At 31.1% G+C, this 17,053-nt stretch carries 13 protein-coding genes and 1 other annotated feature; of the genes, 12 read left to right on the top strand and 1 reads right to left on the bottom strand.

Annotated features, from left to right (window positions below):
• The first annotated feature begins 140 nt into the window (after nt 1-140).
• From ytxC to thrS, 8 genes are all read left to right on the top strand, one after another.
• Entirely contained in the window at nt 141-983 is an 843-nt protein-coding gene (gene ytxC / locus C3E90_RS08810) for a putative sporulation protein YtxC (RefSeq protein ID WP_236915269.1), read from the top strand.
• Nucleotides 984-1,096: 113 nt separating this feature from the next.
• Nucleotides 1,097-2,407, top strand: coding sequence for a histidine--tRNA ligase (gene hisS, locus C3E90_RS08805; protein WP_236915268.1), 1,311 nt, complete (start codon nt 1,097-1,099; stop codon nt 2,405-2,407).
• A gap of 259 nt (nt 2,408-2,666) precedes the next feature.
• On the top strand, nt 2,667-4,748 hold the full coding sequence (locus C3E90_RS08800) for a sigma-54 interaction domain-containing protein (protein ID WP_236915267.1): 2,082 nt from the start codon (nt 2,667-2,669) through the stop codon (nt 4,746-4,748).
• 213 nt (nt 4,749-4,961) lie between these two features.
• Nucleotides 4,962-5,723 (top strand): gamma-glutamyl-gamma-aminobutyrate hydrolase family protein, encoded by a 762-nt coding sequence (locus tag C3E90_RS08795; protein WP_236915266.1) that lies wholly within the window; start codon nt 4,962-4,964, stop codon nt 5,721-5,723.
• 94 nt (nt 5,724-5,817) lie between these two features.
• Nucleotides 5,818-7,209 carry a sodium:solute symporter family protein gene (locus C3E90_RS08790; protein ID WP_236915265.1) on the top strand — a complete coding sequence of 464 codons (1,392 nt, stop codon included), beginning with the start codon at nt 5,818-5,820 and terminating at the stop codon, nt 7,207-7,209.
• A gap of 379 nt (nt 7,210-7,588) precedes the next feature.
• The gene (locus tag C3E90_RS08785) at nt 7,589-8,458 is read left to right on the top strand and encodes an L-2-amino-thiazoline-4-carboxylic acid hydrolase (protein WP_236915264.1); all 870 of its coding nucleotides are present in this window, start codon (nt 7,589-7,591) and stop codon (nt 8,456-8,458) included.
• Between the two features lie 572 nt (nt 8,459-9,030).
• Entirely contained in the window at nt 9,031-10,200 is a 1,170-nt protein-coding gene (locus tag C3E90_RS08780; protein ID WP_236915263.1) for a M20 family metallopeptidase, read from the top strand.
• A 625-nt stretch (nt 10,201-10,825) separates the two neighbouring features.
• Nucleotides 10,826-12,736, top strand: coding sequence for a threonine--tRNA ligase (thrS, locus tag C3E90_RS08775; protein ID WP_236915262.1), 1,911 nt, complete (start codon nt 10,826-10,828; stop codon nt 12,734-12,736).
• Nucleotides 12,737-12,783: 47 nt separating this feature from the next.
• On the opposite strand, the gene ftsH is transcribed toward thrS, so the two are convergent.
• Nucleotides 12,784-14,334, bottom strand: coding sequence for an ATP-dependent zinc metalloprotease FtsH (gene ftsH, locus C3E90_RS08770; RefSeq protein WP_236915261.1), 1,551 nt, complete (start codon nt 14,332-14,334; stop codon nt 12,784-12,786).
• Between the two features lie 139 nt (nt 14,335-14,473).
• Here ftsH and pepV point away from each other — a divergent pair, with 139 nt between their 5' ends.
• The 4 genes from pepV to rplT form a co-directional block, all read left to right on the top strand.
• Complete coding sequence (gene pepV / locus C3E90_RS08765; protein WP_236915260.1) at nt 14,474-15,871, top strand: dipeptidase PepV; 1,398 nt, start codon at nt 14,474-14,476, stop codon at nt 15,869-15,871.
• An 85-nt stretch (nt 15,872-15,956) separates the two neighbouring features.
• Nucleotides 15,957-16,101: a sequence feature (ribosomal protein L20 leader region), on the top strand.
• Nucleotides 16,066-16,632 carry a translation initiation factor IF-3 gene (gene infC, locus C3E90_RS08760; RefSeq protein ID WP_236915259.1) on the top strand — a complete coding sequence of 189 codons (567 nt, stop codon included), beginning with the start codon at nt 16,066-16,068 and terminating at the stop codon, nt 16,630-16,632. (Overlaps the previous feature by 36 nt.)
• Before the next feature lie 18 nt (nt 16,633-16,650).
• Nucleotides 16,651-16,851: a 50S ribosomal protein L35 gene (gene rpmI, locus C3E90_RS08755; RefSeq protein ID WP_236915258.1), complete on the top strand. Its 201-nt coding sequence runs from the start codon at nt 16,651-16,653 to the stop codon at nt 16,849-16,851.
• A gap of 37 nt (nt 16,852-16,888) precedes the next feature.
• Nucleotides 16,889-17,053: 50S ribosomal protein L20 (rplT, locus tag C3E90_RS08750; RefSeq protein ID WP_236915270.1), on the top strand; the 165-nt coding region annotated here is incomplete at its 3' end.

Genomic DNA, 17,053 nt, shown 5'->3' with positions numbered 1-17,053 from the left:
AAAAAAATTATTTGGTTAAGTGATGAAAAAATAATAGATATTGGAACAATAATTAGTCTATATTGCCAATAGAGTAACTCTTTATGCAGTATATAGACATTTACACAGTGCATACTAGTAACAAGAAAGGAGTGAAAGTTATGAAGATTCAAATCGCATTAAACAAAGATATTGATAAAGCAAGAGAAATAATTAATAATTATTTCTCAAATAAAAAAGTAAAAATCGAAGAAATTGACTACCAATCAAGGCATTTATTTAATATAACTCCTGTGAAAAATAAATCTTCAAAAGATTTTTATAATAATATAACAAAGATGATATTGGACATTATTTTAAACATTTATTCGAAAGATATTATATATAAGCAAATTTGGACTAATTTCAAGGATATAAAAAGCAATGAAAAAATGAAAGTAGTTGAAATATCCAAAGAACTGCTTTTAGACGAAGAGAATTTTGTTACTGAAAAAGAATATATAAACAGTCAAATTAAAAATTATATAATGGATGTACCCTTTATTTCAATAGATGGTTTTATATTGTTTAGATTAAAAGGTTTAAATCTTTTTATAGATTTAGTTATAGACAAAGGGATAGAAGAATTTACTGTAGAAAAAGAGTATATGGAATTCATTAAAATATTACAATATTTTGTAGAAGTACAGAAACCAAAATATGATTTAATAAATATAGTTTTTGAAGGCAAGAATTATAAGCTATTAGATAAAGATAATAATAATATAGATAACGATTATTTTGATGAGGTAGTAGAAGAATTAGATAGTATCAGTATTAGTGATGACGATATATTAATAAGTTCATTAATTGTTTTATCACCTAAAAACATAGTAATCCATTCAGATGAAGAAAACAAAGGAAGGGATGTAATTAAAATTATTACCGATGTATTCCAAAACAAGGTATATTTTTGTCTAGGATGCGAAAAATGTAGAGGAGAGATAAAAATTAAAAATGACTGATAAAATGAAGCTTAAATATTGATGAAGCTTCATTTTATTCTATAATTGTATTTGAAAAAAAATGTTTAAATGATATCATAGTATTAAATGATTTGATGTTTGGAGGTATACATATGAGTAGAGATATAATTAAGCCATCTATATTACCTGGTTTTATGGAACTTATTCCATCAGAACAGATTTTGTTTAATAAAATGATGGACACAATTAGAGAAAATTATGAGAAATTTGGTTTTTTACCCATTGATACACCGGTAATTGAAAAAGCAGAAGTGCTGTTAGCTAAAGGTGGCGGAGAAACGGAACAGCAAATATATAGATTTGAAAAGGGAGATACAGACTTAGCTTTAAGGTTTGATTTAACTGTACCCCTTGCCAGATATGTGGCTCAACATTTTTCAGAATTAACCTTTCCCTTTAGAAGATACCATATAGGAAAGGTATATAGGGGAGAAAAGGCCCAAAGGGGAAGGTTTAGGGAATTCTATCAATGTGATATAGACATAATTGGCAATGGGACCTTAGATGTTATTAATGATGCAGAAATACCAAGTATAATCTATTCCACTTTCAAAGATTTAGGTTTCGATTCCTTCACTATAAAGATTAATAACAGAAAGGTATTAAAAGGATTTTTCCAATGGTTAGGAATTGATGATTCAACAGAAATACTTAGAAGTGTAGACAAACTAGAGAAAATTGGTTTAGATGGAGTAATTAAAGAATTAGAAGAACAAGGTTTAGAGAAGTCTGTCATAGATAAAATATTGGAATTTATACAGATAAAAGGAACCAATGAAGAAAAACTTAATAGTCTCGAAAGCTTAAAAATAGAAAATGAAACCTTCAATGAAGGATTAGAAGAATTGAAAGCTATAAATCATTATGTAGGATTATTTGGAGTTCCTGAAAGCAACTATTCCATAGATTTAACTATAGCAAGAGGCCTTGACTATTATACCGGTACTGTATATGAAACTTTTTTAAATGATTATCCTCACATAGGAAGTATATGTTCCGGCGGAAGGTACGATAATTTAGCAGAATACTACACCAAACAAAAACTACCAGGAGTAGGTATATCTATAGGGCTTACTAGATTATTCTATCAGCTAAACGAAGCAAAACTAATAGAAGTAGAAGACAATTCATTGACTAAAGCCATAATCATACCAATGGAAGGTTATTTAGAAAAAGCAGTTGAAATAGGAAAGATACTTAGGGACAACAATATAAACACCCAGGTATATTTAGAAAAGGCTAAAATGGGGAAAAAATTTGGTTTTGCAGATAAACTAAACATCCCTTATGCAATTATTATTGGGGCAGAAGAAGTAAAAGAAAACAAATATACTCTAAGGAATATGAAAACAGGAGAACAAACCATGCTCTCTATAGAGGATATATTGTCTAGTTTAAAGTAATATTAATATTAAATAATACTGAAATAAATGAACGAAATTGCAAAATAACAATCTAATTTATTAAAATGATGAAAAAATAGTATAAAAGAATAGCTCCATACATTAGACATATGTGAAAATATAACAAAACCTATGAATGGAGCTATTCTTATGAATAGAATTATATACTCTATATGTATGAAAGTTTATTACTGTTGACGCAAAAGAGAGGTAAGGACAGTTATTTCTCTAGATTTAATGAGAAAGGGGTGAGGAAGTATTGAAAAAAAAGAAAATTGGGATTGCAACCCTATATATGAATTCATCAGAGTTTTATTCTAATCAGATAAAAAGATTATTTAAAGAATATGTTGGCGTAGAAAAGTATTGTTTTCAAGATGGCAGTATAGAAAAAGGTATATATGGAGATATTATTCTAATACCTTCCTATAGTTTATTAGAAGTAGTAAAAAAATACGTCAAAACAGAATGTGAAATAATTATTATAACTAGAACATTAACAAAGAATGGATTTAAAAAAATTATGGAACTGTCCGAAAATACAAATGCTGCTCTTGTAAATGTTACAGCAGAAATGTCTGTAGAAACCATATCTCTTATATATAGATTAGGAGCTCAACATGTGAATTTAATACCTATATATCCAGAGATGGGACAAGTTCCCAATGTTGATTTAGCTATTACTCCTGGGGAATCTAAATATGTACCAGATAATGTTGACAAAATTATTGATATAGGAAGTAGGGTCTTAGACATAGATACTATTGTGGGTATTGCATCGAAGTTAGGATTAGAGAATATACTGGAGAATTCTGATATAAAAAACTATTTTAAAGAAATTGTGCCTTCAAGTTTAGGGATAGGGAAAATATTGAACAATGCTTTCAGATTAGAGAGTCAATTAGATGTATTACTTGAAATTTTTGATGATGGAATAATAGCCATAAATTCAGATGGAATTATATATTCATATAATGAAAGCGCTGAAAAAATACTTGGGTATAAAAGAGAGGAGATTTTAGGAAATAATGGAATTGGTTTGTTTCCTGAAATTCCTTTTAGTGAAGTATTAGATTCTGGTATACCAAAAAAGGAAGAACTAATTAAAATATCTGATTTTGATATAATTTCTACCATTACACCAATAATTAATTTGGGTATTATCTATGGAGCTGTGGCAATTATTAGAAAATTTAGTGATACAGAAAAAAAACAGCATAAGTTAAGGGCACAATTAATTGGAAAAGGACATAAGGCAAAGTATAATTTTGAAGATATTAGGGGAGAAAGCAAGTCAATAAAAAATGCTAAAAATATAGCAAAAAGAATGGCAAAATCAGATTCATCAATTTTGTTAGTTGGTGAAACGGGAACTGGTAAAGAATTGTTTGCTCAATCAATACATAATTATTCATCTAGAAAGGAAAATCAATTTGTAGCTGTTAACTGCGCTGCACTTCCTGAAAGTTTACTAGAAAGTGAATTATTTGGATATGAAGAAGGAGCTTTTACGGGAGCACGTAAAGGAGGAAAACCTGGATTATTTGAGCTTGCTCATAGAGGAACTTTGTTTCTTGATGAAATTGGAGATATGCCTTTAAAAGTCCAAGCCAGACTTCTTAGAGTTCTTGAAGAAAAAGAAGTTATGAGGATTGGTGGAGATAGCATTCTCAATGTAGATGTAAGGGTCATTGCTGCAACTAATAAGGATTTGAAAGAGCTAGTAGATAGAAGAAAATTTAGACAGGATTTATATTTTAGATTAAATGTATTACCTATAAAGGTACCAGCATTGAGGGATAGGAGAGTAGATATCCCACTCTTGATTGAAGAAATGAAAAGGGATTTTGGTGTGAATTTTAAAATTAGCCCTGAAGCTGTTCAGATGTTTATTAATCACAATTGGGAAGGAAATATAAGAGAACTTAGAAATTATATAGAGTATTTAGCGAACCTAGATGAAGAATATATTGAAGTTCACCATTTGCCATTTGAACTAGATGGAACAGAACTAGAAGATGAATTACAATATGAACTTAATGATTATGAGTATGGCGTAGTGGAAAAATTTACAAATTCTGTAGAGAGAGATTTAAATGAATACCTTTTTATATTAAGTGAACTAGAAAGAAATTATCATGAGAGAAAGCAGTCTGGTAGAAGAAGCCTTGAAAATGTTGCAAGGAAAAAGAAAATATTTTTAACACAGTATGAGATAAGAACAATACTTCTGGAATTAAAGGAATTTAACATGGTGGATATTTCAAGAGGTAGAGGAGGTACAAAAATTACTGATTTAGGACTAAAAACTTTAGAATATCTTAAAAGGGCTGAATGGTAGAAAAACGCAACCATTCAGCCCTTTAATATATTAAAACAAATGATTTTTAATATTATAGTTAAGTGGTAATAAAAAATAAATTATTTAGATGTTGAATTATTAATAGTTTCAAAAGATTTAAGTGAAATTGAAAGTAAGATATATTACTGGCATAAAATTTGCAAGTAATATATTTTAGAATTAGAAGAAAACAATAAAGGCGGTGTTAACAATATGAAACCCTTAATTGGTATTACTACTTATTATGTTAAAGATAGAGAACTTGGTCATATAAGGAATAGAGGACTACCTGGGCAAGATATGCTTATGTCCACAATGGATTATTCAAAAGCTATAGAAAAAGCTGGGGGTATTCCAGTGGCATTGCCAGTAATTGATAATGATAGTTATATAAATCAATTAGTTAAAAAAATGGACGGTTTTTTGTTTACTGGAGGTTCTGATATACATCCCAATAATTATCATGAATCTGTAAAAAAGGGACTAGGGCTAGTTGTACCTGAAAGAGATGCTTTTGAGTTAAAACTTTTAAAGAGAATTTTAGAAAAGGACAAACCTATTTTGGGAATATGTAGGGGTTTTCAGTTAATAAATGTTTATTTTGGAGGAAAATTGTATCAGGATATCAAACATAATAATTCCACTATAATAGAACATCATGGATATAAATTGCCGAAATATTGCTTTATCCACAATAACATTTTAGAAGAAGGGAGTAAAATTTATGAAGCTTTTGGAAAGAGAGATTTAAATGTTAACAGTTTACATCATCAGATTATAGAAAAATTAGGAGAAGGATTATTACAGACGGTATTATCGGAAGATGGAATTATAGAGGGTTTTGAGCATAAAAACTATTCATATGTTGTTGGAATGCAATGGCATCCAGAGATGATGTTTGAAGTTCATAGTGAACAACTACTTATATTTAAACATTTTATTAATAATGTGAAAGCTTTAGAAAAAAGCAATTAATATAAAGAAAGGAGGTTATAATTCTAAAATCATAGAGAAAAAGAGGAGGTTATAAAGTAATAAAATTTTCAAAATATAAAGGGGGAATACAATAATGGAATTTGGAATTCTTGATACTGGGATATTTATTATTTACTTATTAGGGACATTGGCAATTGGATGGTATTTTAAAAACAGAACAGATACTTCGGATGAATTTATGGTTGCAAATCGTGGATTAGGTTTATCGGTGTTTATTGCAACAATGGTAGCAACTTCAGTAGGTGGTGGTACACTAACAGGATATATAGGTCAGGTATATGAAAGTGGTTTAGTTATTTTGCCAACTGTTATTGTGTTTTTTATAATTCAATTTCTTATTGCAAAATTTCTAGCTGAAAAAGTACAAAAGTTTGAAGGGTATACTGCTCCAGATGTGCTAGGAAAAACATATGGCAGAACAAGTCAATTGTTAGCTGGAATTTCAAGTATGATATATATGTTAGGTGCTGGCCCAGCTTTACAAGCAATTGCTTTAGGAACGGTAATTGAAGTCATTACAGGCATTCCATTTACAATAGGTGCAACTATTGCAATGGTAATCATTATTTTGTACACATATTTTAGTGGTATGTGGGGTGTAGCGATGACTGATTATTTTCAATTTGTTGTAATGGCCATTGGAGTTGCATTGGTAGGATGGATTAGCTTAAATCAAGCTAATGGATGGTCATCTGTAGTTCCATCAATACCAAGCGAAAATTTATCTTTTAATGCTAATCTTCCAGCTATACTAAAATTGATTCTGGTTACTTCATTTCCTACGTTAATAGATGGAAATAGATATCAGAGATTTTATTCTGCAAAAGATGTAGGGGTTGCTAAGAAAGGTTATTATATTGCATTATTACCATGGTTCTTTATCTATGTATCAATATTCTTACTAGGTTTTACTGGCTATGTTTTAATTCCAAATGTACCTGCAGATAAAGTATTTGCGAGCCTAATACTGCAAACCTTACCAATAGGATTAAAAGGTATTGTTTTTGCAGCTTTAGTTTCTGCAATCATGTCGACAGCAGATTCATATATGTTAGTGGCAGCAACAAACTTTGTTCAGGATATTTATAAACCATATATTAATCCTAAGGCAACGGATAAGCAAATATTAAAAGTTTCAAGAATATCAGTTGTTGTGATTGGTATTGTTGGACTAGTTCTTGCATTAGCTGTTCCAAGCGTTATGGGAGTATGGTCTATAGCATCTACCGCCTATGTTGCTGGAAGTTTTATTCCTATGATGTATGCATTGTTTTTTAAAGGGAAAAAATCCAACAAGGCAGCAATAGCATCTATAGTTTTTGCTGGTGGTGGTAGCTTAGTATTAGAGGTTATGGATATGAGCATTTTGGGACAATCTCCAATCTTTATTGGAATTATTGCTAGCCTAATTATATTTGCCTTAATCACGTATTTCGATAAAGAAGCAGTAGTTGATAATAATTAATTATTGATTAGGAGGGAAAATATGGACATATTTTTTAAAGTAAATTCAATTTGTTTAATCGCGTTTTCCATATGGATGGTTTATGCATTTGCTAAAGAGTGGAAACCTTTATATAAGAATAAAGAATAAAAATAGTAGGAGATGTAAAGTTAAATAAAAGGAGATAAGATTATGGATATAAAAACTTAGTTACGTTTATTAATTATTGAATTGTGCTTTCCATAAGGGTCTAATTCTAGTTTGTCTCATTTTTATAAATTTGGTTATTATTTTTACTAAAACCATTTCGTAATAGGAAGAGACAACCAAGATGATATAAAATGTTAAAAGTTTAAATTTCATGTTTGATACTATCAAAAAATTATTATGGGGGGTTATTATGAAAAGAACAGAAGAGTTATTAATTGAAAATTGTCAAGATGCATGGCCTAAACTATATTATTATTTAGCCTTTGAATTAATTCAAGAATATGGTTTAAAGGGGGAAAAAGTAGTACGTAATGGAGTACGAAAATTTGGAATAGATCGTGGAGAAACTTTAAGGAAAATGCATATTAAATATGGTATTGACATTAATATGAAAAGTTTATTCACATATTATGATTTACCCGGGGATCCAAGATTCAGAAGAAGGCAAATAAGTTTGACTGAAGAGCAAAGACTTTCTGAAACACTTGTATGCCCTATAGCAGAGCTCTGGATTGATTATAACGCAAAAGCCATTGGACGTATATATTGTGAAGAATTTCATCATGCAATGTGGGGGGCATATGCAGAGGGAACTCAAGTTAACTTAGGCCAAACATTGACTCAAGATGGGGATAACCATTGTAGATTTTCAGTTTACTATAGAAAAGCAAATGCAAAAAATGACATAGAAGAAAATAAAGCTGAATTTACACCTTTAGATTACAAAGAGCCACATTATAGAGATGGTGTTGAAATGCTTGCTACTAAAATTTTTAATCATATTACTTTAAGCGCATTAGACATTATTGGTGTTAATGTTTTAGAAACAATAAAAAATAGTACAAGGTTATTTGCCATAGATTTAGCAAAACAGCAGAAAGATTTTGCCAAATCCCTATCTATTGAAATAACGGATGAATGGCTTTCTAAGTATTTGCCTTTTAAGTTAAATCAATCAGAACCTTTTGGATTCTGGTTAAACTTTGACAATGATATACCTTTTAAGATTTTTAAAGAGGTATTTTATCCAAATTTTGAAGCTGAATTATCTAGAATTTAATGCATTAAAATTAATCAAACATAAATTCCATATTTAGAACTAGAAAGATAAATCTGTTAAACTATGAATATTATTAATGAAATATTGTATAGTTTAAGATAATTTTTATTATAAATCCAGCTATAGAAAAAATGGAAAAAGATTTTGCGGTTGTACCTAAAGGACTCAAGAACTACAAGGGCTAATTGCAAAGTCTTTTTCGATTTTTACAATTAATTAACAGTTTTATTGATGCTTAAAAATGAATAGTGATTAAGAACTTTATTGTAACAAGTTTGACATGTTGTGGAATAAGTAAAACTGCTTTCTATTGTTTAAAAACAATAGACTAACAGAAATGTATAGATGTTTATTGTCATAGCAATTGTTTTAATGCACACCAGAAGAAATTACATTAAGCCATTTTATTAGCATTAATTATATAATATAGATAGGGCTTATACCAAGATAAAGTTGGATTATGTCCAAGATAATAAATCTTTAAAGAAGATATTTTCTATAGCAAAGAAATTCATTGCTGCAGTTGAAACTATGATTCAATAATAAGTATATTATTCAAGGAGGAAAATATTGTGGATGAAGCTTTAGAAGAAGCATTAAAATTTGTAGATGCTAATAGGGCAAATATGTTAAATATGTGGGAAGAATTAGTAAATATTGATAGCGGTTCTAGCGATAAAGAAGGAGTAGACACTATAGCTGAAAAATTAAAAAAATATTATGATGAAATTGGTTTTAGCACGAAAGTAATAGAGTTCAATAATGCTGGAAATTCCTTAATTGCAGAAGTAGGAGCTGAAAGGCAGAAAAAAGGTATTCTTTTTATAGGGCATATGGATACAGTTTTTAAAGCTGGCACTGTAAATGAGAGGCCCTTTAAAATTGAAAATGGAAAAGCTTATGGACCTGGTGTACTTGATATGAAGGGAGGCCTAGTTGTTGAATATTTTGCTGCTAAGGCATTACAAAAAGTTGGATATTATGATAGGCCAATAAAAGTTATCATTTCAGGGGACGAAGAAGTAGCACATGTAAATTCCGACAAGGGAAAACTATTTATAAGGGAATCAGAAGGATATGCTGCTACTTTTAATTGTGAACCTGGGTATCTAGATAATGGTATAGTAGTTGGCCGTAAAGGGGTTGCTAAATTCACCATGGAAATACATGGTGTTTCTGCTCATGCTGGTAGTGACCCAGAAAAAGGTAGTAGTGCAATTCTTGAAGCAGCACATAAGATAATAGATATTCATAAGCTCACAAATTTCGAAGAAGGTACTACTTATAATGTTGGGGTAATACATGGAGGAACAGTTTCCAATGCAGTCCCTGATTATGTGAAGTTAAAAATTGATGTTAGATTTTTAGATTTAGATAAAACTGAAGAGATAATTTCAGCTTTGAAAGATGTTACTAATAGAACTTATATTGTGGGGACTAAATCAATACTATCTGGTGGAGTATCTTTTAAGCCAATGGAAACTACTGAAGGTATAATGAAATTATTTGAACATTATAAGAAAACTTCAATAGATTTAGGGTATGAAATGCCATATCCTAAAAAATCAGGTGGTGGATCTGATGCAGCTAATACTGTAATTGCCGGAGTACCTTCAATATGTGCAGTAGGGGTTAAAGGATCAAATGATCATTCACCTAAGGAAGAGGCTGATATAGAGTCTATGTTTGAGAGAACTAAAGTATTAATTGCAAGTGTTTTAACTTATGATAAAGACTGCTAGATAATATTATATAATCTGCATTTTTCAATTTACATATTATAATTATTTAGTCATTTATAAAAGATAAAGCGAACAACTAATAATTGTTATTAGCATTTAAAACCTTACTAAGTTTAAAAATATTAATTAGACCTGTCTAATTAATCTGGTATCACTTATATTAAGCTTTACAGCTGTTTCAAAAATTTTAGTGTTTTCCTCCATTAAATTAGAAAATGATTTGACACCATAGTAATTGTTTTAATAAATAGATATGTATCTTATTATGAACTGTATTTTTTTATATTATCAAAAGATACCATAAAAATTATGAATAATCCTTGAATAACTGGGTATATTGTGTTAAAATAAATAATTAAATTAATATAAAAGACTTTGATGGGAAGAGTAAGTTATTTAGACCAACAAGAGAGGGAAGTGCCTTAGGCTGGAAGCCTTCCTATGGAAAGATAACCGAAGACCACCCCTGAGTCGTATCCTATACTAATAGGTAGAAGGATATCCGCTTATATGCGTTATATAAATTGAGCACCAAATAGGGTGGAACCACGGGAGTATACCTCTCGTCCCTGCGTAATGCAGAGACGAGAGGTTTTTTGATTATAAATATAGAAGGGAGAAAAAAATGGATAAGATTAAAATAACATTACCAGATAATTCAGTAAAAGAATATGACAAAGGTGTAACCGTATTGGAAGTTGCAAAGGACATTAGTGAAGGATTAGCTAGAGTAGCATTAGGTGCAGTAGTTAATGGTGAGACAAAGGGAATGCAAGAGACAATAAAAGAAGATGCAGATATTAGAATCGTTAAATTTGAAGATAAAGAAGGAAAAGAAATATTTTGGCATACATCAGCCCATGTAATGGCTTTAGCAGTTCAAAGGCTATTTCCAGATGTAAAATTTGCCATTGGGCCTGCCATAGATGATGGTTTCTACTATGATTTTGATACAGACCATAGATTTACTCCAGAGGATTTAGAAAAGATTGAAAAGGAAATGGCCAAAATTGTTAAAGAAAACCATACCTTAGAAAGATATATTATGTCTAGAGATGAAGCCCTTGAGTATTTCAAAGAAAAAGGAGAAGTCTACAAAGTAGATTTAATAGAACATTTTCCAGAAGATGAAGAGATATCCTTCTATAAATTGGGAGAATTTACTGACCTATGTGCAGGACCTCACCTATTGGATACTAAAAAGGTTAAAGCCATTAAACTATTGAGTATAGCAGGGGCCTACTGGCGTGGGGATGAAAAAAATAAAATGCTTCAAAGAATATATGGAACAACTTATGAGAAGAAAAAGGATTTAGAAGCCTATCTTAACAGATTAGAAGAAGCAAAAAAGAGGGACCATAGAAAATTAGGTAAAGAATTGGATCTATTTAGCATCCATGAAGAAGGACCAGGATTTCCTTTCTTTCATCCAAAGGGAATGATAGTAAGAAATATACTAGAGGATTTCTGGAAAGAAGAGCATAGAAAAAGAGGATATGGTGAACTAAAGACTCCTATTATATTAAATGAAGCTCTATGGCTGCAGTCAGGCCATTGGGACCATTATAAGGAAAACATGTATTTTACAGAAATTGATGAAGGAGAATATGCAATAAAACCAATGAACTGTCCTGGTTCAATATTAGTATATAAATCCAAAATGTACAGTTATAGAGATCTTCCTCTTAGATGGGGAGAATTAGGGCTAGTTCATAGACATGAACTCTCTGGTGCCCTTCATGGGCTAATGAGGGTTAGAAGCTTTACTCAAGATGATGCCCATATCTATGCTTTACCATCACAAGTAAAGGAAGAGATTATAAAGGTAATCGATTTAGCAGATTATATGTATAATGTATTTGGATTTAAATATCATGTGGAATTATCTACAAGACCAGAGAATTCCATGGGAACTGAAGAACAGTGGGATTTAGCAACTAACAGTTTACGAAAAGCCTTAGAAGAAAAGGGAATTAAATATATCCTTAATGAAGGAGACGGAGCTTTCTATGGACCAAAGATTGACTACCATCTAGAAGATGCCATAGGTAGAACTTGGCAATGTGGTACAATTCAATTGGATTTCCAAATGCCGGAAAGATTTGATTTGACCTATGTAGATAAGGACAATGAAAAGAAACGTCCAGTAATGATTCACAGAACAATCCTTGGAAGTATTGAAAGGTTTATGGGTATATTGATTGAACACTATGCAGGTAAATTCCCAGTATGGATTGCCCCAGTTCAAGCTACAATCCTTCCTATTTCCGATAAATTCAATGATTATGCCTATGAAATTAAAAAGGAAATGGAAGATAAAGGCCTTAGAATAAGTATTGACGACAGAGCTGAAAAAATAGGATATAAAATAAGAGAAGCTAGACTTCAAAGAATACCCTATATGCTAATAGTTGGTGAAAAGGAAGTAGATGGAAGACTTGTATCAGTAAATAAAAGGGATGAAGGAGATATAGGTCAATTTAGATTAGAAGAATTTATAGACAAAGTAATAGAAGAAGTAGAAAAAAAGAAATAAAACAAATATGATATTGTAGGGGCAGACTTATAGGTCTGCCCCTATGTTTACGTTGCAAAATCCATAGGCTTTTCAAATATTTTAAATATCTCATCTAATTCTTCATTATTGATAGTCTCTTTTTCCATTAAGGTATTAGAAATATGGTGGAGTATATCCATGTTTTCTCCTAGTATTTTTAATGAGTTTTTATATCCTTTGTCTAGAATTTTCTTTATTTCAATTCTTAATACCTCATAATTATGCTTTATATAATGTTCATCAACAGCCATGGGACCTAAAGAGCTCATACCATAGCTGCAAACCATCTCCCTTGCAATGTTGGTTGCCTTATCTAAATCATCTTTAGCCCCTGTTGTCACTTCATTGAAAACCAATTGTTCTGCAGCCCTACCAGCTAACAATGCAATAATCTTGTTCATCAATTCCTGTTCTGTAAACAGATACCTATCCTCATCAGGAAATTTTAGTACATAGCCTAAAGCCTGACCTCTGGGGATAATGGATATCTTTTGGACCATATCCGTTTTAAGTATTTTTGAAACCAATGCATGACCTGCTTCATGAATAGAGACGGTTTTTTTCTCTTTCAATAGTACCGTTGGATTTTTAACTTCTAATCCTGCTAACACCCTTTCTATGGCTGCATCAAAATCCTCTATACTAATCTTACTCTTATTGTTTCTAACGGCTATTATGGCTGCTTCATTGGCTATATTGGCCAATTCTGCTCCTGAGAGACCATGGGTTTTCTTTGCAATATCCACTATGTTTATGGTTTTATCCAAAGGTTTATTCTTAGTATGGACCTCTAGTATCTGTTCCCGGGCTTTCATATTTGGATTTCCTACAAAGATATGTCTATCAAATCTACCTGGTCTAAGTAATGCCTCATCTAATAAGTCTAATCTATTGGTTGCACCAATTACTATTACAGTTTCATTGGTATTAAAGCCATCCATTTCCACTAAAAGTTGATTTAATGTTTGATCTTTTTCATTATTAGACTCTAAATTCCTCTTAGTTCCAATAGCATCTATTTCATCGATAAAAATAATGCTTGGAGCCTCCTTTTTAGCCCTTTCAAACAGAGTTCGAACTCTTTTTGCTCCCACTCCTACATATTTTTCCACAAATTCAGAACCACTGGCATAAAGAAAGATAGAATTGGTTTCACCAGCTACTGCCTTTGCTAGCAAAGTCTTACCAGTACCTGGAGGTCCATAAAACAGTATCCCTTTTGGAATCTTGGCTCCCATCTTTCTATATTTACTTGAGTTATTAATAAAGTCTATGGTTTCCTGAAGTTCCTCTTTTATCTCTTCTAATCCTGCTACATCTTTAAATGAAATATCGGATTTATCCTTTTCCTTATTAGTTACTTTTTCATTAGCTAGTACTGAAGGAACCAATTGAGGTTTAGAGTTGGATTTTACATAATAAACCAATAGAATTATGGTAATAGCCCAAATAGCCATCCTATCTCCTATTCTTACTTTACTAAATCCTGGTGATGGATAATAATTATCAAATAGAAGTATTGTAGAGGCAATAATACTGATTATCAAAACTAAAAATACTAGTTTTTTTCTTTTCAATCTATCCCCACCTTTTTCTATATTTCTAAATTATAGTGTAACCATTTACATCTTTAATATAAAAGGAATCATATTAAAAGTTGAAGGAAATAATATGTAAGGATATAATATTATTAACTAATGACAATGAGGTGATCTAATGGAATTAATTAAATTAGTAGAAAGCTATAAAGAGGATATTATAAAATCCACCCAGGATATTATTAGGATTAAAAGTGTAGAAGAAGAAGCTAAACCCAATATGCCCTTTGGAGAAGGTCCTTATAAAGCCTTGGATTTTGCATTAAATATTTGTGAGGAAATGGGTTTTAATACTAAAAATTTTGATGGATATGCAGGTCATGCTGATTTAGGAGATGGAGATGAAACTGTAGGGATTTTGGTCCATTTAGATGTGGTTCCTGAAGGAGATGGGTGGACTTATCCACCTTATGGAGGAGAAATCTATGATGGAAAAATTTATGGTAGAGGTACTACTGACGATAAAGGTCCAGCTATTGCCTGTATGTACGCTATGAAAGCTCTAAAGGAATCAGGGGTAAAATTAAATAAAAAGATTAGAATTATATTTGGAACCAATGAAGAAACAGGTTGGGGTTGTATGAAATACTATTTTAACAATGAAAAGGCTCCAGATATGGCCTTTACTCCCGATGCTGAATTCCCAGTTATCTACGGTGAAAAGGGCATAATAGTATTCCATTTAGTGAAAAAACTTGAATCCAATAATTGTAATGATATAGTCATAGAAAGTATTAAAGGGGGCAATGCACCCAATATGGTTCCAGACTATTGTGAAGCCCTATTGAAAGTTGAAGACATATCTATTGTAGAAGATAAATTAAATAATTTTGTAGAAAATACTAAATATCCTTTGTCCATGGAAAGAAATGAAGATAAAGTTAAAATAATTGCTAAAGGCATATCTGCCCATGGAAGTACTCCTGAAAAAGGGAAAAATGCAATTTCCTATTTGATGGCATTTTTAGGGAAATTAATGTCTGGCAATTGTGATATATGTGAGTTTATCAAGATATATAACGATAGAATTGGATTTAGGCATCATGGAGAGGATATTGGATGTGGATTTGAAGATGAAGTATCAGGAAAGCTAAATTTCAATCCAGGAGTAATTAAAGGAAATGATGAAGAAATTAGATTGACTATCAATGTAAGATATCCAATTGAAAGTAGCGCTAAAGAAGTATATGATGGCATTAGGGCTAATTTAGAAGGAACAGGAATCCAGTTAGTAGAAGGGGATTCGGATATGAAACCCTTATATATTCCAAAGGATAATTTTTTAGTTGAAAAACTTATGAAGGTATATAGGGAACAAACAGGAGATATAGAGAGTCAACCAATTACCATTGGAGGAGGAACTTATGCTAGAGCTATGGATAATGCAGTAGCCTTTGGTCCAGTCTTTCCTGGACAAAAAGAGGTAGCCCATCAGAAAGACGAATTTATTTCCATTGACCATTTGATGAAGATTACCAAAATATATGCTCAAGCTCTCTATGAACTGACAAAATAATGGATTAGATGAATTTATTCCATAAATAAAAAAATATTTGACAAAAGGTTTATTCTAACATATAATGTTTATGGTAATTGAATATAAGAACAAGTAGAAGTATCCGCTTCTCACCTTATAGCCAAGGCTCATAAGGTTACAATAAAGAACATAAATAAGATAGTGCTTTAACTATCATATTGTATATTGGACATATGGCGGGTATTTTATACCCGCTTTTATATTTTAAAAAAATTAGGAGGTGCAGAAATATTAAAGAACTTCAAATTAATGAAGAAATCAGGGAAAGGGAAGTAAGGCTAATTGATGTAGATGGAAGTCAAGTAGGTGTAATGCCAACTAGAAAGGCTATGGAGATAGCCTTTGAAAGGAAACTAGATTTGGTAAAGGTAGCTCCAAATGCAAAACCACCAGTGTGTAGGATTATGGACTACGGAAAATATAAGTATGAATTAGCTAAGAAGGAAAAGGAAGCTAAAAAGAATCAAAAGGTTATCAATGTAAAAGAAGTTAGAATGACTCCAAATATAGAAAGTCATGATTTGAATGTAAAGGCAAATAGGGCTATCGATTTTCTTAAAAATGGAGACAAAGTGAAAGTAAGTGTTAGATTTAGAGGTAGAGAATTAGGACACACAGATGCTGGAAAAGAAGTTTTAACGAATTTTGCAGAGTTAACCTCTGAATATGGAGTTATAGATAAGCATCCTAAAATGGAAGGTAGAAATATGATTATGTATCTAGTTCCAAAAACAGAGTAAGCAAGGGAGGTAATATAAATGGCTAAAAAGGTAAAAATGAAAACTCATAGAGGTGCAGCTAAAAGACTTAAAAGAACAGGAACAGGTAAAATAAGAAGATATAAAGCTTATAAGGGTCATAAAACTGGTAAGAAAGCTCCAAAGAGAGTTAGATCTTTAAGAAAACCAGCTTTAGTAAGCAAGGGGGACCAAAAGAGAATCGATTCATTAATACCATAATAAAATTAGAAATGGATATATAAGGGAGGTAGTTTAAATGGCAAGAGTAAAAGGCGGTGTAACTGCTAGAAAAAGACATAAGAGAGTGTTGAAACAAGCAAAGGGATATTATGGTGCTAAAAGCAAATTATATAGACCTGCTAATCAAGCAGTTATGAAATCATTACACTATGCTTATTCAGGACGTAAACAAAGAAAGAGA

Origin of the sequence: Clostridium sp. Cult2 (assembly GCF_021655075.1) — a bacterium.
In the GTDB taxonomy this organism is placed as follows: domain Bacteria; phylum Bacillota; class Clostridia; order Tissierellales; family Tepidimicrobiaceae; genus Schnuerera.
Note: the sequence above shows the minus strand (reverse complement) of the source record. Positions and strands in the feature narration are given on the sequence as shown.

Coding starts and splice junctions, on each gene's coding strand:
- ytxC (WP_236915269.1), top strand. CDS start 141: ATGAAGATTCAAATCGCATTAAACAAAGATATTGATAAAGCAAGAGAA.
- hisS (WP_236915268.1), top strand. CDS start 1,097: ATGAGTAGAGATATAATTAAGCCATCTATATTACCTGGTTTTATGGAA.
- C3E90_RS08795 (WP_236915266.1), top strand. CDS start 4,962: ATGAAACCCTTAATTGGTATTACTACTTATTATGTTAAAGATAGAGAA.
- C3E90_RS08790 (WP_236915265.1), top strand. CDS start 5,818: ATGGAATTTGGAATTCTTGATACTGGGATATTTATTATTTACTTATTA.
- C3E90_RS08785 (WP_236915264.1), top strand. CDS start 7,589: ATGAAAAGAACAGAAGAGTTATTAATTGAAAATTGTCAAGATGCATGG.
- thrS (WP_236915262.1), top strand. CDS start 10,826: ATGGATAAGATTAAAATAACATTACCAGATAATTCAGTAAAAGAATAT.
- pepV (WP_236915260.1), top strand. CDS start 14,474: ATGGAATTAATTAAATTAGTAGAAAGCTATAAAGAGGATATTATAAAA.
- infC (WP_236915259.1), top strand. CDS start 16,066: ATGGCGGGTATTTTATACCCGCTTTTATATTTTAAAAAAATTAGGAGG.
- rpmI (WP_236915258.1), top strand. CDS start 16,651: ATGGCTAAAAAGGTAAAAATGAAAACTCATAGAGGTGCAGCTAAAAGA.